The 20,512-nt window shown below is 48.5% G+C and carries 16 protein-coding genes; 6 read left to right on the top strand and 10 right to left on the bottom strand.

Features of this window, described 5'->3' with window-relative positions; genetic code table 11:
• Positions 1-131: 131 nt before the first annotated feature.
• Together gspD and ACH518_RS04120 are read left to right on the top strand one after the other, a co-directional pair.
• Positions 132-2,414, top strand: a complete 2,283-nt coding sequence (gspD, locus tag ACH518_RS04125; RefSeq protein WP_445371978.1) for a type II secretion system secretin GspD — start codon at positions 132-134, stop codon at positions 2,412-2,414.
• Entirely contained in the window at positions 2,392-3,147 is a 756-nt protein-coding gene (locus ACH518_RS04120) for a hypothetical protein (RefSeq protein WP_445371977.1), read from the top strand. The genes gspD and ACH518_RS04120 overlap by 23 nt, the downstream gene beginning before the upstream one ends.
• Before the next feature lie 193 nt (positions 3,148-3,340).
• Here ACH518_RS04120 and ACH518_RS04115 read toward each other — a convergent pair whose 3' ends face one another.
• Genes ACH518_RS04115 through ACH518_RS04075 form a run of 9 tightly spaced genes read right to left on the bottom strand, consistent with a single transcriptional unit; the run spans position 3,341 to position 10,370 of the window.
• A complete protein-coding gene (locus tag ACH518_RS04115) occupies positions 3,341-3,838 on the bottom strand; it encodes a hypothetical protein (protein WP_445371976.1) in 498 nt (165 codons plus the stop codon).
• Positions 3,835-4,431, bottom strand: coding sequence for a type II secretion system protein GspM (gspM, locus tag ACH518_RS04110; RefSeq protein WP_445371975.1), 597 nt, complete (start codon positions 4,429-4,431; stop codon positions 3,835-3,837). The genes ACH518_RS04115 and gspM overlap by 4 nt, the downstream gene beginning before the upstream one ends.
• Positions 4,432-4,436: 5 nt before the next feature.
• Positions 4,437-5,522 carry a PilN domain-containing protein gene (locus tag ACH518_RS04105; protein WP_445371974.1) on the bottom strand — a complete coding sequence of 362 codons (1,086 nt, stop codon included), beginning with the start codon at positions 5,520-5,522 and terminating at the stop codon, positions 4,437-4,439.
• Positions 5,522-6,151 carry a hypothetical protein gene (locus ACH518_RS04100; RefSeq protein ID WP_445372965.1) on the bottom strand — a complete coding sequence of 210 codons (630 nt, stop codon included), beginning with the start codon at positions 6,149-6,151 and terminating at the stop codon, positions 5,522-5,524. The genes ACH518_RS04105 and ACH518_RS04100 overlap by 1 nt, the downstream gene beginning before the upstream one ends.
• A 26-nt stretch (positions 6,152-6,177) precedes the next feature.
• Positions 6,178-6,588, bottom strand: a complete 411-nt coding sequence (locus ACH518_RS04095) for a type II secretion system protein (RefSeq protein WP_445371973.1) — start codon at positions 6,586-6,588, stop codon at positions 6,178-6,180.
• On the bottom strand, positions 6,575-6,988 hold the full coding sequence (locus tag ACH518_RS04090) for a prepilin-type N-terminal cleavage/methylation domain-containing protein (RefSeq protein ID WP_445371972.1): 414 nt from the start codon (positions 6,986-6,988) through the stop codon (positions 6,575-6,577). The genes ACH518_RS04095 and ACH518_RS04090 overlap by 14 nt, the downstream gene beginning before the upstream one ends.
• Entirely contained in the window at positions 6,963-7,412 is a 450-nt protein-coding gene (gspG, locus tag ACH518_RS04085; protein WP_445371971.1) for a type II secretion system major pseudopilin GspG, read from the bottom strand. Before gspG ends, ACH518_RS04090 begins: the two co-directional genes overlap by 26 nt.
• A 25-nt stretch (positions 7,413-7,437) precedes the next feature.
• The gene (locus tag ACH518_RS04080; RefSeq protein WP_445371970.1) at positions 7,438-8,667 is read right to left on the bottom strand and encodes a type II secretion system F family protein; all 1,230 of its coding nucleotides are present in this window, start codon (positions 8,665-8,667) and stop codon (positions 7,438-7,440) included.
• Entirely contained in the window at positions 8,652-10,370 is a 1,719-nt protein-coding gene (locus ACH518_RS04075) for a GspE/PulE family protein (protein ID WP_445371969.1), read from the bottom strand. Before ACH518_RS04075 ends, ACH518_RS04080 begins: the two co-directional genes overlap by 16 nt.
• A 448-nt stretch (positions 10,371-10,818) precedes the next feature.
• Between ACH518_RS04075 and ACH518_RS04070 the strand changes: the two genes are divergently transcribed.
• The 4 genes from ACH518_RS04070 (at position 10,819) to ACH518_RS04055 (ending at position 18,950) form a co-directional block, all read left to right on the top strand.
• Entirely contained in the window at positions 10,819-11,070 is a 252-nt protein-coding gene (locus tag ACH518_RS04070; RefSeq protein ID WP_445371968.1) for an RHS repeat domain-containing protein, read from the top strand.
• Positions 11,071-11,220: 150 nt separating this feature from the next.
• Positions 11,221-17,361 (top strand): RHS repeat-associated core domain-containing protein, encoded by a 6,141-nt coding sequence (locus ACH518_RS04065; protein ID WP_445371967.1) that lies wholly within the window; start codon positions 11,221-11,223, stop codon positions 17,359-17,361.
• Complete coding sequence (gene comJ / locus ACH518_RS04060; RefSeq protein WP_445371966.1) at positions 17,361-17,837, top strand: competence protein ComJ; 477 nt, start codon at positions 17,361-17,363, stop codon at positions 17,835-17,837. Before ACH518_RS04065 ends, comJ begins: the two co-directional genes overlap by 1 nt.
• A 78-nt stretch (positions 17,838-17,915) precedes the next feature.
• Positions 17,916-18,950, top strand: a complete 1,035-nt coding sequence (locus ACH518_RS04055; protein ID WP_445370157.1) for an IS30 family transposase — start codon at positions 17,916-17,918, stop codon at positions 18,948-18,950.
• Between the two features lie 443 nt (positions 18,951-19,393).
• On the opposite strand, the gene ACH518_RS04050 is transcribed toward ACH518_RS04055, so the two are convergent.
• A complete protein-coding gene (locus ACH518_RS04050) occupies positions 19,394-20,353 on the bottom strand; it encodes an IS110 family transposase (RefSeq protein ID WP_445371965.1) in 960 nt (319 codons plus the stop codon).
• Positions 20,354-20,512: the final 159 nt, after the last annotated feature.

The following is a 20,512-nucleotide window of genomic DNA, read 5'->3' as shown; positions in this document are numbered from 1 at the left end:
TAACAAGATAAATGGCAATACTGAAGCAACTGATGATAAACGATAGCATTAAATTGCAATTAGTATTGACGGATAAATTTTTTAATTAGCTTTAAAATGGAATGCGATTTTAACAAATAGTGACGGATTGAATGAGCGAAAACAATAGTGGACGAAAAATTATTGAATATAATTTGTTATGCCAATGGAAATTAAATTCGAATGCTAATTTTTATTCAGAAAAAACGTATAAGTATGATGGAATTAATAATATTTCAATTCGCCGTATATTTGTAAGGATATTATTTATTTTTGGCATAGCCAGCATTGAAGTTTCCTGCTCATCAATTGACGCGCCCTATCCGATTGATATTAAATTACCGTGGCGAGCTCCGAAAGAAACTCATGGTTTAGCTCAATCGCTTGAATCTAAATATATTCAAGATAAGGAAAGCTTTGATAAGCCAGAATTAAATACAACTTACTTTGGTAATGTAAAAAACCTTCGATCGGTTTCAAAAGGCAGTAGTCCTCATCCTAGCCTTAATAATGAAGTCGGAACTGATATCCAGTTTCGCGATGCTGATATTCACAGCGTAATAGATGCAATTCTCGGTGATGCACTGAAATTGAACTATACAGTCGATCCTTCGATACAAGGTAAAATTACTCTACATACCAGAGGGCCTTTATCTAAGGCAGCTCTTCTTCCCGTGCTAGAAACCGCTTTGCTTTCCGTTTCTGCTGCCATTGTTCAGCAAGGCGGCATTTACCATGTTATGCCTTTGGATTTAGCGCCTCAAAGAGTTAGGGGCGCAAATCGACTAATCCCTAATGGAGCGGCGACGCCTGGATTTGGTATTGATATTTTGCCCCTTCGTTACGTTAAAGCACAAGAAGTACAGAAAATTATAAATACTGTTTTTCCTAAAGGAACTGTGCTTCAAACAGATGAAACATACAATCATCTTGTGATTTCTGGTACTAGCGAAGATCGCATGGCTGTTCAGCGTATGGTTGAAAGTTTTGATGTGGATTGGTTGCAAGGCATGAGTTTTGCCTTGTATCGTGTTGAACATTCTAGTCCTACCCAGTTAATCGCTGAGTTACAACAAATCTTCCAATCGCCCATCGATGTCGTGGGGAGTCGAGTGCGTTTTGTTGCATTAAATAGAATGCACGCTGTGCTTGGAATTTCCAAGGATCGTTCAGACTTAGAAGTCATAGAAAGTTGGATTAAGCGATTAGATATTTCAAAAACCGATGAACAACGCGTATTTGTTTACAATGTCCAAAATGGTAATGCCAAAGAGCTTGTGTCTGCCCTCCGACAGTTGTTTGGTGGTGGCGGTACAACATCAGCTAGTGACCAACAAGGTGATTCGGGCCTGTCTGAAAAATCCTATATAGCTGAATCTGGGGCTCAAGGCATGTCTATGCAACAGGATTCGCCGACTAAAATGGATGCTTACGAAAAGACATCCATGCCGGCCGGTGGCTATTCTTCAAATCAAACTTCCAACCGTTCAAGTAAATTGGTTGCTAATGAAGAAACTAATTCACTCCTTTACTTCGGCACTGAAAAAGAGTTTCGAGTTATTAAGGATGCGCTAATTCAGCTAGATATTACTCCTCGGCAAGTTATGATTGAAGCTATTTTAGCTGAAGTGACCCTTAATGACGACTTGAGATATGGTGTGCAATGGTTTTTTGATTCTAAGCAAAATTCCGTGGAACTAAGTGCGGCCGAAACAGGAATTTCCTCCTTGTTTCCTGGATTTTCATATGTTTATTCTGGTGGGTCAGATGTTAGAGTGATATTGAATGCACTTCAGTCAAAAACTGATGTGCGCGTTATATCTGCTCCCAAATTATCGGTTTTAAATAATCAAAAAGCCAATCTTCAAGTTGGGGATCAAGTGCCGATATTAACACAGACATCCCAATCTACAAGCGCACCGGGGGCGCCAATAGTCAGCTCGATTCAGATGCGCGACACAGGGGTGATTTTGGATATAAAACCGCGTATTAATGAAAATGGCAGCTTACTTCTAGATGTAACCCAAGAAGTAAGTGATGTTGCTAAAACGACGACATCCGGAATTAATTCGCCAACCATCCAAAAGAGAAAAATCCAAACCTCTGTATTAACGAATGATGGGTACACAGTTGCATTAGGCGGTTTGATTCGAGATAACATTTCCGAAAGCAATAGTGGAGTACCCTTAATCAAGGATATTCCTGTTTTTGGTAATTTATTTAAAGATAATTCTTCTGGAAATAAACGGACTGAACTGATTGTGTTACTTGTGCCTCATATTATGAGAAATCAGGCAGAAACCCAGTCTGTCGTCGATTCGATGGTGAGTGAGATGAGTTCAGCCACACAAATTATTGATCGAGTATTACCCATTGCCCCAGAAACGAAAAAGTAAAGGTTTTGTTCTACTTCATACCTTATGGCTTTTATTGCTAGTTGCCGGCATCATGGCGGCAACTTTGCAAGCTGGACGTCATATGGCCAACAGCCTATCGAGTTATGAAAAAAATATTCGGCTTAATTTAGCGATAGAGTCTGCTGTTTACGATGTCATTTTTGAATTGTTGGAACAAGGCGAGCGTAGTCGCTGGATACGTGAGAACGGTAGAGTAAAAACGTTATTGATCGACAATCAGGCCGTTGAGGTAATCAGCAATAATGTGCATGGGTTAATCGATGTAAATACCGCAGATGAGAAATTGTTAAAAATACTATCCGCAAATTTACCAAGTGTCGATCACGTAAATACGCCTACTATTCAGGCAAAAAAGGATGGATCCCGATATTCCAGTTATTCAGATTTAAGTGTCAGTTTAAACATCCCGCGGGCTGTTTTTTCTTGTATTTATCCCTACATAACACTTTTTTCGGGAAGAACGGAGCCCCGTGCCTCTTTGGTATCTGACCAATTAAAAAAAATGATTGGTCGCATTGAAGATGAAAAACATTCGGCCATGGAAGGTAATACCATATCGGTGACGGGCGAGGTTTTTAGGATCAATGTGGCCACTCGTGTATCTCAATTAGTGAATTATTTGTCTGCTGAGGTAATGATTACGGGGAGGAGAGATGTCCCTTATTTAATAAGATCGTGGAACTGGATAGATAGCTGTCAGATTGGCCAATAGCAGGCTGGTGAAAAACTCCCAAAGCCAAGCAATCCGAGACCGATAACGGCTAGTACCGGTTAAAATAGGCTACCTAAATTTGGAGATGCCCCAATGTGTGGACACGATGCCATCCAACACAGCTGGTTCAGCTATGTCAGCCTGGAAGGCCGTATTATTTTCAAAGTGTCCACTATTCACGGCGTGGATCAGTTCAGGGCAAGCCCTGTCTGGTAGGGCTGCTCGCATACTCTGGATGCAGTGAAATTGTCAATGCCTCATCTTCAGTGAGACCAATTGTGACGGATTTCTTTTCGATAATCCTGACTTTCCAATCACCGAAACTTTCCCCTTCATGGATTAATCCTGAGGCATTTTTCCCCCCGTCTTCAAGCAGAACCATTCGATCTTTTCCTGTTTGAATAATACCTACGAGCTTGGGGGGAGGGGATGGGGGAGGCATTTCAACCGGTACAATTGCCTCACTGGTCACAATGATGGGTTTTCGACCAGGTTGAAACAAGGGGATTTCTAGCAATGAATGGTTTTCGATAGGTGCCTGAGCATGCAGTTCTGGATTGCTCTTGTTCGTTTCTGAAAAATCAGTTTGCGGCTGATCGAAAAGTAATTTTTCGGTTATCACTAAGCCTATAATAACGACCATACCATTGGCGCAAGCTAGCCAAGCAGTCGTTTTAGAAATTTTTGTCATCGTTTAGGGGATTCCAATCCGGCTAAATCGCTGCCAAATCCTGATAAACGAAATTCAGCTGCAAGTTTTGAAACAATCGTGCCTTGACTATCCGATGTGCTAGTATTTGAAGTACGTAACGTTAATTGGTCAATAACGATCAGCGGTGTATGTCGCTCGATTTCGGTAATCATCTCCATGATCGAAGATTCTTCTCCATCGCCTTTTAATTCAATGGATACACGCATAATGCTACCTTGCTGAAGGGTTTCAGCAATTCGCATAGACTCGAGATTAAAATGGCTAGAGCGAATTACTTTATCGACAATCTCTTGCATCGTAGATTCTTTGTCAGATTTCGCTTCGGTCCATATTAATAATGGTCTTAGTGCGGAACTTTCCGCTTCAATGTCTTCTTTCGGAATATTAACAATATCTTCAGAAAGTTGTTTTGCTCTTGCTAATTCAAAGCGTGCGTCATAAAGTTGGTCTATTGCTTGCCCAGTCAAGTGGATGATGGGCTTGAAAATAAGTCCCCAGATTGAGAAGATCAAAACCAGCAGTAATCCTAGCGCCACCCATTTTCTTATTTGAGGTGAAAGTTCTATATTCAATGTATTCACCTATGAAAATCAATGGACAACTCAAATTGCGAAGGGATACTAGGGCTGTTAGAGTTAGTAACCGAAATAAGTTTTAAGCTATCCAGTGTTGATATTTTATTGAGTTCTCGCATCATTTCTATCACATTAGGTGAATTCCCCGTAAGTTGTAAGATGCCCTTGTCGTATTGGATTGATGTAATCCATGATGTTTTCGGTAAAGCGGCTGCTAAGTCATTCAATATGTTTGTCATGCGATGAGACGGGATTTGTTTATTTAAGTCGCTTGTTATTGTTCCAAGCAGCGCGCGTTTTGCAAGTAATTGTGAGTTTGCATCTAAGGATTGCTGCATTGATTGGTTTTCTTGGCGGATATCATGTTCTATCCAGGACGCTGCGAAAAAAGTGAAAGGTAAAAAAGCAGCTGTTATCAGAATCAAACTGGAGAACAAAATAAGATGCTTCTTTAAACGTAAGTGAGCGGATGCTATATCGGAGGATACGTAAAAAATGAAATCCAATGCATTTGCCGATGATTTTGAGAAACCTATTCTTACCGAGTTGATACCTGCTTTTTCAAGGGTGGAGCACACATAATCCACTTTTTCCCGTATACAAAGGGCAACATCAAGATGAATCACGTCGGTAGCAGGGTGATGTTTCGTTTGCGTGTCGAAATAAAGCGAGTCTCTATCAAGTGGCGATTCAGTGATTAACTTGAACGATACTGCATCTCTTAATTTGGATTGGGCTGTTTTAGGCAGCGACATATCCAACAGTAAAATGTCTTGTGGATCTAATGAAACCTCCACAATATATCCCTTAGTTAAGGTTGTTAAAGCAATCAACGCCTCTTCGGAGTTCTCATCGAACAAGCTGGGTAAATGAATTTTATTCATGGACGCCGCAGAGTTGGCTATATCGGCAGGCATAATCAGCGTGGTTTGCTGATATTCAACTATTAGAAATAACGGATTTTTGGTTTTTGTTGTTAGTCGTTTATGCTCTGGAATCAGGTCTGATAGCCCTTGCCACCACCAAGTGAATCCTGATTTGGCTAAAGCTTGAAAATCTGCAAAATGCAGCTGAGATACTAAAGTCATCAGGATGCTCTACACATAAAACTGGTTTGGTCTAAAAGACAATTGCCACTGATTGTTTGATAGGGGTGGGCAATTATCCAAAATGGGAGTCTAGTTTTGTCAGCAAAAACAACATGTAACTTGATTAATTCCGGCAATTTGTCCATATTTACCCAAAGCTTGCTACCCTGGCGTGAACCTTTGGAAAAGTAAAAAAATTCAACTGTCTCGAGATCTGTGAGCAAAGTCCAATTTTGACCACTTGGTTTTTCCGCAGATTGGGACAATACCGGTGCATCCAAGCGTAATTCGAGCGTAAAAAGTCCATTCGAGTGAGGTGCCAAAAAAAGGCGTCCATCCATACGTCCCGATGCAAAGGCAGATTGCGAGGGTACCGTGCTAAATTCAATTGAGTTTTCCATACCTTTAAAATGAACGCCTTGGATATTCGGATGTTCCGGAGGAATGGCCGCTTCTAAAATGCGAGAAATAAGTTGCTGCGAAGAGGCTTCGTCACTCCATTGCTGTTCAATACGGACGGCTCTGGTCCAGCCGTCTTTGATCGAAATTAATATGTCCGATAATGCGGCAATCAGTAAAATTCCAGCCGCTAAGGCGATCAATAATTCCAAAAGCGTAAAACCATGCATCCGGCATGGTAAGGTTGAAACAGATCTCACGGATTCAATCCGCCCAGCCTATGTGCAGATAGGCTAATCAATGGCTCGGCATGTTCATTAGAAGCGACCTTTACATTGATGTTTTGTACAAAATAAATATCCATCAATGGGCCATCAATACCATTCGGTAGCGTTTTTTTTACAGACACTTGCCAAAAAAAACCGTTCTCAACACCCTGATAATCACTGGGTAACTCTGCGCAATCAAATGCGTATTCCTTGAGTTTTGAATGCGCAAGAGAAAGCGCCGTCGAATGCAGGCGAAGCTCCGTAAGCTTGGCCACAGTTTGTGATATTGCCGGAAGAGCAATGCCCAGTACAAATACTGATAGCGCAAAGGCTAAAATGACTTCTTGCAAAGCAAACCCTGACTGACAAGGCAACCTGCCGGCCTTAGCTTTGGTCAAGCTTGCCTGTGAGCCAGTCAATTTTAATGGTGTTGTTTTGCCCACTATTTTTAAGAGTGATTAAACCGCCTGAAGATGAGCCATCGGGGAAAAAACTGAGGGTTGTGTTTTCTTGAGGCGACGGGAGCGTACTCGTGCAACTCATATAAAACTGACGCGATAAGCCGGTTTTGGTGGTGGATGCGATCTCATTGCAAGTTAGGTCAATTCGGCGGCCTTCGTTGATAGCCCGCAATTTGGCGTTTTCCAATGTGTTGATAATCGCGTCGAAATAATGGGTGTTGTTTCTCGCTCGATAAGCTCGCGCACCCACTGCGGACAACAGGCTAAGCAACGAGATTACTATCAACAACTCAAGTAAAGTAAATCCTTTATTATGGTGCTTTTGCGAGGCCAACATCTGCATTTTCGCCTTCACCACCTTCTTTATCGTCGGCGCCGAATGAATAGACCTCGAAGGGGGCTCTCTGGCCTGGAACTCGATAGCGAAATGGATGTTTCCAAGGGTCCAACAGATGCTCATGCTTACGAATATAAGGTCCACGCCATTTAACAACGTCAGAAGGCGGTTTCCATAAGGCTTCAAGGCCTTGTTCTTGTGTGGGGTAAACGCCCGCATCTACTTGGTAATAGTGTAAAGCGGTTGAAAGCGTATCGACCTGGAGTGCGGCGGTATCCGTTTTTGCGCCTGAGAACATATTCATAACCTGTGGCGCAACGACTGCCGATAGCATCGTCAATGTTACGAGAACAATGAGTAGTTCCAAGAGCGTGAAACCAGAATGAATCGAGGCTTCTAATTTGTGTCTATGTTGTTTCAGCAAGTGTATCGCCCTGTCTGTCTATTTGTTATTTTACCGCCAGTTGATTAATACTCATGATGCCTAGCATAACGCCGGATATCACAGCGCCAACAATTAAGCCAAGCAACGCAATGGCGATGGGGTTGAGTAATGTAATCAATCGATCGATTTTGTACATCGAGTCCGTTTCGAGCAATTGAGCCGCTCGCATTGTAGCAGTCCCTAACGAACCGGTGTGTTCACCTACTTCAATAATAGATAACGTTGTTTCAGGAATAAGGTTGGTACGTCTTAGCGCTAACGATACGGAAACACCCTCCCTAAGCATCCTTGAGACATGTTGTAACGGCTCCCGAATGTGTTGTGTTGATGCGGCTTGGGCCGCGAACTGGACAGATTCCGATACTTCCACGCCATTATCGATCAGAGCGCCCATGACGCCCAAAACGTTTGCGATATCGACATAAGTTATCAACCGGAAAAACGATATACGAAGACCTGCTTTTCTAATGAAGACTTTAAATTTGACGCTTTTTTGTATGCTAATCCAAAGCAAAACAGGTACTCCAATCAGGGTCACTAAAAGTTGGAAACCTTGTTCAGTGACTAAATGGGATAGGGTCAATACCAGGCGCGTTATTTTCGGCAGTCTATGTTCTTCGCCGGCAAAAATTGATTCAAACTCAGGAATGACGAATCCTAGAACAAACGTCAAGGAAATCACGATCATCACAAAAACGACTGCAGGGTAGGTTAATGCATTGATAACCCCTCTTCTGGTCAACATTTGTCGCTGCAAATAACGCGTGGCATCGGTTAGTCCCTCGCTCATACGGCCACCTTGTTCGGAGGCCCGGACAATGCCGATTAAATAACGAGGCAAGTACGCTTCGGCCTCCATCGCATTCGATAAAGTGCTGCCTTCGGAGAGGCGGCGTAGTAATCGACTGACCAATTCGGTCATGGTTTTACTGTTATGCTGTTTAGCCAAAATAGTCAGCGCGCGTTCTACGGTAAGTCCCGCCTTCAGCATTTCGGCCAATTGTTCAGTGAACATGGCAAGGTTTGCTAAATTGGGCTTGGTATCAAACTTGATGGGGCGATTGAGTAAGTCGAGCCAATTGCTGGTGTTGGCCGTAATCGATAAAGGGGTTAACCCGGCGCGCAAAAGCTCAAGTGCAACTGTTTCTTCTGAAATAGATGTGATTTCCAAATCACGCATTTCTCCAGAATTGGTTAAAGCTTTGACGCTAAATTTATTTAGACTTTCCGCCATTCCACAACCCTTAGGACTTCTTCAAGAGAGGTTTCTCCGGTGAGAGCCTTTTCAATGCCATGTTGCCAAAGACTGGTGCCGCCTCGTTGACGCGATGCTTTGATTAATGCGCTCTCGTCTTGTTTTGATCGAATAATGTCACGTTCCATTTCGTCTATTTCGATGGCTTCGAAAAGAGAGGTTCGGCCGGAATATCCGCGGCCTTTACAATGACTGCAACCGGTAGGGGTATATACAGTATCAGGGATATCGAGTCGATTGACCGCAGCGCTGATATATTCGACTTCAGTTTTTGAAATGGCTCTTGGGCTTTTGCAGAAGGGGCATAACTTTCTAACTAAACGCTGTGCGGCAGTCAGCTCTATAGTCGAGGCCAGCAGAAAAGCTTCCACGCCTAAATCAAGTAAGCGAGTGATTGCGCCGGCAGCAGTATTGGTATGTAAGGTCGATAACACTAAGTGACCCGTTAATGCAGCACGTATGGCAATATCGGCCGTTTCGCGATCACGAATTTCGCCTATCATGATAATGTCTGGATCATTTCTCAGAATCGAGCGAAGCGCCGCCGCATAAGTTAAATCAATTTCCGGCTTGATTTGGAGTTGTGAAACACCCTCCAGCACGTATTCAATCGGATCTTCAACGGTGACGATCTTGAGCGCTGGATTCAGAATGGCATTTAGTGATGCATATAGTGTTGTTGTCTTGCCACTACCGGTTGGTCCTGTGATTAGAATAATGCCATGGGGTCTTTTTAAGGCTTTTTTTAAGGCATTCAGACCATAGGATGAAAGATCAAGCGTGTCGAGATCTAACTGAACGGACTGTTGGCCTAATAAACGGATAACGATTGACTCGCCTTGAAGCGAAGGGAATGTGGCTATACGCAGGTCTATACTCCTTCCTCTGGACGTAAACCGGATTCTTCCATCCTGAGGTACACGTCTTTCCGCTATATCAAGTTTAGCCATCAGCTTGATCCTGGAGGCGACAGGATCGGCCCAGCGAGCGGATAGTGTTTCAACTTTCTGTAACAAGCCGTCAATCCGGAAGCGGATATAAAAGGCGCTGCTCTCGGGTTCAAAATGAATATCCGAGGCACCTAAATCACTGGCTTCCATGATAAGTCGATTGACTAATCGAATCACCGGTGCATCCGATGCAAGATCGCTGAGTTTTGTAATGTCCTCCTGTGTGATGCTTGTTTCATCGACAACGGACAATGCAACTGACTCTTCTATCTCGGTATTTGCTGCGTCCAGCTTATAAAAAAAATCTTCCAGTTCAGATTCAAGAACCGCGTATCTTTTAACAGGTAAGCCGGATGCAAACGCAAAACAGGCGGCAGCAACATCATCCGAAGGATCGGCCATGGCCAGTGCCAAAGTTTGTTGATCAATCCGTAAAGGTAGTACCTTTTTAGTCCTTAGAAAATGCGGATTGAGACGTTTGATGGTTAAGATTCCTTCCGGAAAATCAGCTCTACGCACGACTTCGATATTTAACATTTCCGCAAAAACCGCTGCCATTTCATGCTCAGTGACAAATCCTAATTTGGTGGCTACGGCAGAAAATGGGGTTTTTGACGTCAGCGCAGCAGACTGAACTCTCTCAATGGCTTCAGCAGTCATCAACCGCTTTCTGAGTAAGAGTTCAACCAAATTTTCTTTAACAACACCAGTAGCAAGAGCGTTATCAGTCATTATTGTAGTGTTATTAAATATTGAAATATCGGCATAAAGGCAAGCAAAAGCCAATGTTCATAATGCGTAGGCGTTGAAAATTTTATTGGTTTATTGGTCATTGAGAAGGCCTCACTAAATTGTGTGCTATGTAATTTCTCAATAAGTTCAATCTTGGACCGGCCAAGCAGTAATTTTTTTAAAATTTGCTTGCAGGGTACGAAATTTTTAGCTAGATTACAAACCCAGTTGCACAGATAGTTAGCGTTGCTTGCGTTTGTTGCCCAAGCATTATAAGCATCCATGTTAAGTTTTGTTTCGACAGACCTAGCGCGTAGGTATGCTGCATTGAATGGGGGGACGTGACAATAAGCAAAAAACCTATCGGCACGGAATGACCGTTTCAAGCGCTATTTTCTAAAGCGTTCCGCTAGACATTTTTTAATACGATCACTCAAAAGGGAAAACAATGAGCAGTTCTGTGTTGTCTGTGTGTACCCCCCAAATTCATTTGGACATGGCCGCCATCAGGCGGCGTTTTTTTGCGGGGTTGTTTTTGATCGGTCTGATGGGGCCTGCCTGGGCAGGATCTGTGACTTACACCTATGACTCATTGGGTCGTATTACCCAAGCCGCCTACAGCAACGGGGTCGTGATTGCCTATGTCTACGATGCCGCCGGCAATCGCAGCAGTTATGTAGTCAGCGGCGCCCCTAGTTAGTCGAGTAAATTCCCTAGATTTTTTGCTTTTGAGAGCTTCGCCTGTTTTCAGGTGAGGCCTTAGAGCGGCTGTTTGTTTTTCAATATTTATTAAATCTAAAGGCTTGAAGGATCAATTCTGACCGGCCGTGCACGAATGGAGTATACGGGTATGTTACGTTGGCAAGTAAATAGTGTGGTTGCGCTCGCTTTATTGCTGTTAGGCGGTACGGTTCAAGCAGAAGGTAATATTACTTTTGGCGGTGGTGTGCCTGCCGTGACAGATTCGCCAACGACTTCGTCAGTTAGGGGTAAAAATAAAAATGCAGCCGCCAACATCGCCCCGCCTAGCGGACAGACAGTGCAACTGCCCGGCATTAATCGAGCTATTTTTACGCCGGTAACGCCGCTCGAATCCGAACAAGCCATACAAAGCCGGCCTTTAGCTGGCGACTTAATTCAGTCGCAATCGACGACAACGCCGAGCACGGATACGGCAGTAGCCGCCAGTGCACTGCGCGTCAGTGGTGATACCGCGCCGACCGCTCCGGCCTCGATTGCCGAATTAGCACGTGCGCTGAAAAATAACCCGGATTTGATCTACGAATATGTCCGTAATAACATTGAATACTATCCGGTGTGGGGCGTTCAGAAAGGGGCTGTCGGTACTATTTTAGATAATCAAGGGACGGCGTTCGATCAAGCGGCTTTGATGGTGTCCTTATTGCGGCAAGCCGGCTATACCGCCAGCTATGTCAGGGGCCGGGTCAATATGACGGCTGCTCAAATCAATGCGTGGTTGGGTGTGGATACGACCAATCTTTGCGCCGTGCTGAATTTATTTGGCCAAGGGCAAGTGCCTGTCTCTTCGGTGACCGGTACAGCGGCCGGTAGCTGCCCCGGATCGACCGCTGCGTTGGTCAGCATGGGATTCGATCACGTCTGGGTGAAAGTCAATATTGGCGGTACCAATTACTACTTCGATCCCAGCTATAAGCCGCACACGCTGAAAGCCGGGATTAATCTGATCACGGCGAGCGGCTACAACGCCGCCACCTATCTCACGCAGGCGAAAACCGGCGCGACCCTGACAACAGACTATATCCAGGGGGTCAATCGCACCAATATCCGCAATAACTTGAATACCTACGCAACCAATCTGACTAATTATTTACGCACCAACCAACCCGCCGGTGTTTTGGATGACGCAGTGGGTGGTATGACCATTAATCCACATAGCGGCGGCAATCTGCGTCAAACTGTGCTGCCATACCAAGATACCACCGTGGCCCTAACCGAATGGACCACCGATATCCCGGCCAATTACAAGCCTACGCTTCGCCTTCAATATCAAGGTATCGATCAAACCTATACCTCGGATGCGATTTACGGCAAGCGCCTGACCATTACCTACAACGGTTCCAATCAACCCGTGTTGATGCTGGACGGTGTCGCGCAAGCCACAGGTACGGCAACCACACCGGGTACCGTGGGCAATGTCAGTTTTACCGTAACGCATAGTGCTTACGCCCAAACCTTTGCCAACCAGGCATTCACCCAACAAATCAAGGCCGGCGGTACGTTCCTGATCGGCAACGGCTGGGGGCCGGCGGGTCGCGGTATCATTGAATTACACCGCCAACGGCTGGATGAAGCCAAGGCCGCAGGCACAGCCGATACCTCGGAGCTAGTCTTGGGTTCCAGCTTAGCCGTATTGTCCTCGAACTGGATTGCCCAAGTCGATACGGCCGACTACATTGCCGATCGCATTGCCAAAACCAACACCCTGTTTCACCACCAAGTGGGTATCGCCGGCTACAACACGGCGTCTTACGTCGATTTGCCCGGTAATTTTGTCGGTATCGTCAGTCAGAGCGCTGATGCGGCCAAGGAAGCGGCGGTATTCTTCGATGCCGCGATGCACTCCAGTATCTTCGAATCGACCGCCGTCCAGCAAACCTCCGGCGTCAGCGCGGTCTCCACGGTCAAGCTGATCGACATCGCTGCGACCAATAACCAAAAGATCTACAATGCCACCTCGGCCAACTACACTACGGCAGTACAACCGAATCTGGTGTCCTGTGCCGCTTGGTTGACAAACTTCCAAAATGCCGTCAATGCCGGACACAGGCTGATTGTGCCGTCGAATTGTAATTTGACAGAAGGCACCTGGACCGGCACTGGCTACTTCGATATTTTGGTAACCGCGAACGGTTCCGGTATGGGTTCGATTATCGGCGGTGGTTTGGCGGGAGGCTTTTCATCCAATCTCCAATCAGCTGTCGACTATGCATCGAACGCATTGAAAAGTTCCATCAATCAATTCGGCAGTTTATTGCAGTCGACTTATCATTCGTTCGGCGATCCGATCGACATGACCAAAGGCAACTTTCTCTATGCCCATGATGACCTGAATACCGGTGTCGGATCGTTCCCGCATGCGTTGAGCTTCCAAAAACTGTATAGCTCGGGTGCCCGTATTCAATCTGGTCCGTTAGGCAAAGGTTGGACTCACAACTTTGCCTCGACCGTGGCCGCCAACTCCGATGGCTTCCAGGGCCTGGGCGAAGACTCGGCACTGGATGCAGTGAACACCATTGTGGAAAAACTGGTCTCGCTGGACTTGTTATACGACACCGCTAAACCGCTGGATAAAATGGTGGTGGCCACCTTGGGCCAACGCTGGTTCGGCGATCAGTTGCTGAGCAACACCGTGATCGTCAAACAAGGTCTGAACGGCGAAGTGTTCGTCAAACTGCCGGACGGCACCTACAACGCGCCTCCAGGCAGTGCCGCAAAGCTGATCAAAAATGCCGACAACACCTACAGCTACGAAACCCTGCACAAGGACAAGCTTAATTTCGACAGCACCGGCAAGATTGCCACCTTCAACCATGCCAGCGGCGTGCAGGTTAAATTCACCTACACTGGCAACGACCTGACCCAAGTGCAAAACAGCCTGGGCAGAACCCTGACCCTGACCAACACCTCGGGCCGAGTCACCGCCGTGGGCGACGGCAGTCGGAGTGTGAGTTATGCCTACGACACTAACGGCAACCTGACCACCTTTACCGACGCCACGGCCAAGGCGACCACCTTCCAATACGATTTGCCGGGCCGCATCACCAAGTTCTTCTATCCCAGCAATCCGACCGTGGCTTTCGCGACCAATGTTTATGACAGCCTGGGCCGGGTGCAAACCCAGACCAATGCCAACGGCAAACTCTACACCTATTACTTTGCCGGCAGCCGTTCGGAAGAAGTTGATCCTTTAAATGGCAGCAAAGTCTCCTATGTCGACGCCTTCGGCAAAGTCCTGAAATCCATCAATCCTTTGGGCAAGGTGGTCACCAACACCTACGACGGTCAAGAGCGCTTGACCAAATCGGTTCTGCCCGAAGGCAACTATGTCACCTACACCTATGACGACGCCACCTGCGCCGCCGCCGACAAACGTTGCACCCACAACGTCAAGACCGAAACCCGTGTCGCCAAAGCCGGTTCCGGACTGGCCAATCTGCTGACCAGTTACAGCTACGAGAGCGCGTTTAACAACCTGGCCAGCGTTACCGACCCGAAAGGCAAAGTGACCAGCTACACCTACACCGCGCAAGGTCTGCCTTTCACCGTCACCCGTCCCGTGGATGTCGCCGGCGTAGCCCCTGTAACGACCTACGCCTACACCAGCTTCACCCCGGCCGGCTACACGGCGTTTTATCTGCCGACCGCCGTGACCGAAAAAACCACGGCGACCAACAGCGTCACCAACACCACGGCTTATAACGCCACCAACAAATACGTCCCGCAAACCGTCATCGCCGATGCCGGTACCGGTAAGCTCAACCTGACCACGACCTACACCTACGATGCGGTGGGTAACCTGACCCAAGTCAACGGCCCGCGCACCGATGTCACCGACACCGTGGCCACCGCCTACGACAACGAACGCCGGCCGATTCAGCTGACCAACGCCTTGGGCAAACTCACCAAGCAAGCCTACGACAACGACGGCCGCCTGATCCGCACGGCCGCGCAGATCGGCACCCAATGGCTGGTGTCCTGCAACAGCTACACCCCCAGCGGCAAACTGCTGAAAGCCTGGGGTCCGGCACAAACCACCGCCGACACCACCTGCCCGGCCACGGCCGCACCGGTCACCGTCGCCGACTACGTCTACGACAACCTGGATAGGCTCAGCACCCTGACCGAAAACCTGCCGGCGGCCGACGGCGGCAACCGCGTCACCCAGACCGTCTACAACGCCGACGACAGCGTGCAGATCGTCAAAAAAGCCGTGGGTACCGGTATCGCGCAGAACTATGCGACCTACACTTACAGCAACAACGGTCTGCCACTCACCGTCAAGGATGCCAAAAACCAGCTGACCACCTACCAATACGACGGTCACGACCGCAAACTGAAAACCCTGTATCCGGACAAAGTCACCGCCGGTGCTTCCTCGGCGACCGACTACGAACAAGTGGCCTACGACGCCAACAGCAACGTTACCAGTATCCGCAAACGTAACGGCCAAAGCATAACCCTGGCCTACGACAACCTGAACCGTCTGCTGAGCCGGACCTATCCGACTGCGGCCGACAACATCAGCTTCAGTTACGACCTGTTGGGCCGCAAAACGGCCGCCAACAAAACCGGCTACGCCATCGGCTATGTCTACGACAACGCCGGCCGCCTGACCAGCACTACCGCCGGCGGCAAAACCCTGGCCTACCAATATGACCCGGCCGGCAACCGCACCCGCACCACCTGGCCGGAAGCCACCGCGTTCTACATCACCGCCAGCTACGACGCCCTGAACCGGCCGACCGCCCTGCTGGAGAACGGCACCGTCAGCCTGGCCAGCTACGCCTACGACGACCTGTCGCGGCGCACCACCGTCACCCTGGGTAACGGCACCAGCACCGGCTACGGTTACGACACCCAGTCGGCGCTATCCAGCCTGACCCAAAACCTGGCCGGCACCGCCCAGGACAACACCTGGAGCTACACCCGCAACCAGGTGCAAGACATCAAGGCAGCCAGCTGGACTAACGACAGCTACCAATGGACCGGCTACACCAACGGCACCCGTAGCTACACCAGCAACGGCCTGAACCAATACGCCACCGCCGCCGGCAGCACGCTGAGCTACGACGCCAACGGCAACCTGGGTGGCGACGGGGTGTGGACCTACACCTACAACCTCGACAACCAGCTGACGGCCGCCAACAAAACCGGCTCGGCCAACAGCCTGGCCTACGACGGGGTAGGCCGCCTGAGTCAAACCACCCTGGCCGGTGTTATCACCAACCTGAGCTACGACGGCAGCGACCTGGTGGCTGAATACAATAGCACCGGCACCCTGCTGAGACGTTACGTACACGGCCCTGGTGTCGACCAACCCCTGGTCTGGTACGAAGGCGCGGTGACCACCGCCAAAACCTGGCTGTACAGCGACCACCAAGGCAGCATCGTCGCCACCGCCAACAGTGCCGGTACCAGTACCGCCACCTTAAGCTACGGCCCTTACGGCGAACCCAATGCCACCACCGGCGTGCGCTTCCGCTACACCGGCCAGCAGCTGCTGGGTCCGCTGAACCTGTACTACTACAAAGCCCGGATGTACTCGCCCGCCATTGGCCGGTTCCTGCAGACCGATCCGATTGGCTATCAGGACGGCTTGAATCTGTATGCCTATGTGGGGAATAATCCGGTTAATCGGAATGATCCCAGTGGGTTGATTGCGGCGGATATGCAAATGCTCGGCGGCAAGCTGGGCGGGTATATGGATACCTTCCAGACGGGTTTGGATGTCGTCGGCTTAGTGCCAGGATTCGGTGAGCCGGTTGACTTAGTTAACGGTAGTATCTATGCCGCGCGTGGGCAATATGCCAATGCCGGGCTTTCCTATGGTGCCGCCATTCCTTTTGTGGGATGGGGCGCTACGATAGGCAAGTTTGCTAATAAGGCCGATAATGCTATCGATGTTGTAAAGGAGATACCTATTTCTAGGGCAAAATATGGCGAAGCTGCTGATCATATTTCTGATGCTCAAAATGCTGGATATCCAGATGTTTTGACGATCGCAAAAGATGGTGCCTCTGCAAATAGAAATGCTTCAATAGGTGGCATGCCAAAAGTCGCAGGTAAACAGTTGGATGAGTATCCACCGGCCATGTTTGAAGAGGGAGGTGCTGGAGCAAGTGTAAGAGCAATTAATCCACGAGACAACATGGCAGCAGGAGCTTGTATTGGGAATGCTTGTCGCGGACTCTCAAATGGTGACAAAGTTAGAATAAAGGTAACTGATTAATGGCGAAACTAGTTATTAAAAGCTATTTGTCCTATGCACAGGTATGTATATTTTCAAGTTTGTTAGATCAGCCATTTAACGATTGGAGCGAGCGAAACGTTTCGCAGGGGTTTTCATGGAGACCTGGGAGCTCGTCGTTTCGAACTTTAGTTGAAGACGGAGACCATCAGATTAATGTGTTTATTGATGAGCCAATTCCACCTAGACTTCAGGCAAATTGTATTCGTGCTTTCAAAGTGCCTTTTGAGACAGTGGATGGGAATATAGAAATTTCTGGAATTTCTGAGTCAACCCCTCTGGAAATATCACCAGGTCAATATGTTTTACAAGTGGAGTTTCTTCAATATGAAAACAATTGTGTGCCTGAAATAAATATTAGATTTAACAAAGGGGATACTGATTTCTCTATTTTGAAAGCAGATGAGGAAATAGACTCAGGATCAGATTTAGATTTGATGGCCATACCTGCGACTTAACTAGTGCTTAGCTGCATTATTAAGCGCGGCGGATTCAAAAGTGAAGTGCAACACCCAAAACACCAGTAAGGTATGCACATGGAAATTACCTCAAAGCGCTATCAACAGCTTCAGCCTGAAGAGCGAGTCACGATCAGCAGTCTGAAGCAACAAAACTACGGTGTTCGTGCCATAGCACGGGTGCTGAAACGTCCCGCCAGCTGCATCAGCCGAGAACTGGGTCGTAATAGCGCATCCGGTCATTACGGCAGCGTCCAAGCGCATCAGGCCTGTCAACGTCGGCGGCGACAATCCAGACCTCGGCAGAAACTGCATGTCGATGGCGTGTTGTTTGGTGTCGTCAAATATTTCCTTCAGCAAGGCTGGTCACCGGAGCAGATTGCTCTGGCGCAGGCGGCTCTCTATCCCAAAGGTCATGAGTATCGCGTGTCACACGAAACCATCTACAACTGCATCTATGCCCAACCGGTCGGCGAATTAAAGCGCGACCTGATTGCCTGTCTGCGCCAGGCCAAAAACAAACGGGTGCCGCGCAGCAAGGGCCAAGACCGTCGAGGTCAGATACCGGACATGCTCAGCATCCACCTGCGGCCTCCTGAAATCGAAGACCGCCAGTTTCCAGGGCATTGGGAAGGCGATCTCATCAAAGGCGCGGGTAATGCCAGCGCGGTGGGTACCTTGGTGGAACGTACCAGTCGCTTGCTGATGTTGATCAAACTACCCCATCCGCAGCCCGCCAGTGCCGCTAACGTACTGCAAGCCTTTACCGACAAACTCAACAGCATTGCCCAACCGATGCGGGTGAGCATGACTTATGACCAAGGCCGCGAGATGGCTTTACACAAGCAGCTTTCGGCCAATACCGGCATTGCCGTGTACTTCTGCGATCCTCATAGCCCCTGGCAGCGCGGCTCCAACGAAAATATGAACGGCCTGGTTCGTCAGTATTTGCCCAAGGGCACTGATCTGTCCGGTTACACGCAACAACAACTCGATGCCATTGCCGATCAAATCAACTCTCGACCCCGGAAAGGTCTTGGGGTACGCTGTCCGCTCGCTGTTTACAGGGAATTGCTGCTGAACAGCTCGCAACAGTCAACTCTCATTCATTAATATCGAGGTGTTGCACTTCACTTTTGAATCCGCCCGCTAATAATGTAATCTTGGGGGGATGTCACGAGTAGCCCCAAAAATTGAGTGTTCCGCAGAAGCCCGCGTAGGTCGGAAGCGGCGATAGCCGTGTTCCGACCTATGACGCCAAAGGCAACCGGCTCGGCGGCAACCGTTAACTAAACCGATCAGCGTCAGCGGGGAGCCCGCGTAGGTCCGAATAGCGAAGCGTATTCGGACGCATGTGATTAAAACGTCGCCTGCTTAACGCTACTACAGGCGGCGAAACCACAGCCTAGCAATACGTCCGAATGACCTCCGGACAGGATAAGTTCATTGGTGGAAATTGTTACGCCGCGTCCAGCACGCGCATCTCGATATGTAAACCGGCGGAGGCCGCCATGTTACCAAGGCATCCAGCCCGGTAGATACCGTCTTAAACCCGCTCATGCAAGGGAAAAATTAGGATCAAAAGGTTTACCGGATTTCAAGATAGCGAAAGCCAGATGAATGAGCTTACGCATGGCGGCGCAGACGATGAGCTTGCCGTTTTTGCCGTTGGCTTTGAGCCGTTCGCATGGGACGCGGATGGCTGGATTATGTTGCCAGGCGACCAAAGCGGGTAGATAGAGCGCTTTGCGCAACCGAGCGTCACCGGTCTTGGCAATACAGGTTTTGCCTTGCCATTGTCCTGACTGACGGATGGCGGGCGCGAGTCCGGCTTGGGCCACGATTTGTTTGGCATTGACGTAGCCGTGATGAGGGCTTAGAGCCACGAGCAAATAGGCGGTCGTCGCGGGGCCGATCCCCGGAATGGAGGTCAACAGGTCGCTTTGCTGTTTGAGATCGGGATTCTTGTCGATATGGTCCTGGATGGCTTGACGGGTGGCCTTTAGTTCGGCCGCCAATGTCGCCAGCACCGTGTTGATGGAAGGGACGATGGTGGTGTCAGCCGTCTCCAACCGGTTCTGCTCCATGCGCTGCATTTCCCCCAAGTGCTCTAAGCGACGCGTGAGGGCGTGCAACTGGCGCAGATTTGCGGGTAGTGGTTTCCAGGCGACCGGGTCGGCTTGCAGGGCATAGCGGGCAATCAGCTTGGCATCGGCTTTATCGGTTTTGGCGCGACTGAGTTCGCTTTTTCCGAAGGCATGAATTTGAGCAGGATTGACCACGCTGACGAAGTAGGCTCGGTCGGCGAGAAACTCTGCCAGGGGTAGGCCGTAAGCGCCAGTGGCTTCCATGCAAAGACGCGGGTCGGTGTCGCCAAAGCCGTCTAGCCAGACGGCAAACGCGGCAAAGCCCTCGGGATTGTTGGCAAACTTAGCATGCTTGTATTTGCCTTCGGCGAGCCGGGCCACGTCGAATTTAAGCTTGGCAATATCGATGCCAATGATAATGGAAGTCATGATCGCTACCTAACTGAAATAACAAAAATCGAACGCTGGATCAGAATGGACACTCGCAAAGTTCAGCCTTATGCATACAGGGTCAAGGTTAACCAAGCCCTTAGAATACCGTTCGAACTTTAAAGTGAGTGCGGGCGATGGAGAGAACTATCTACAAGG

This window comes from Methylomonas sp. HW2-6, from assembly GCF_052474525.1.
This window is presented reverse-complemented; position numbering and strand designations above follow the sequence as displayed.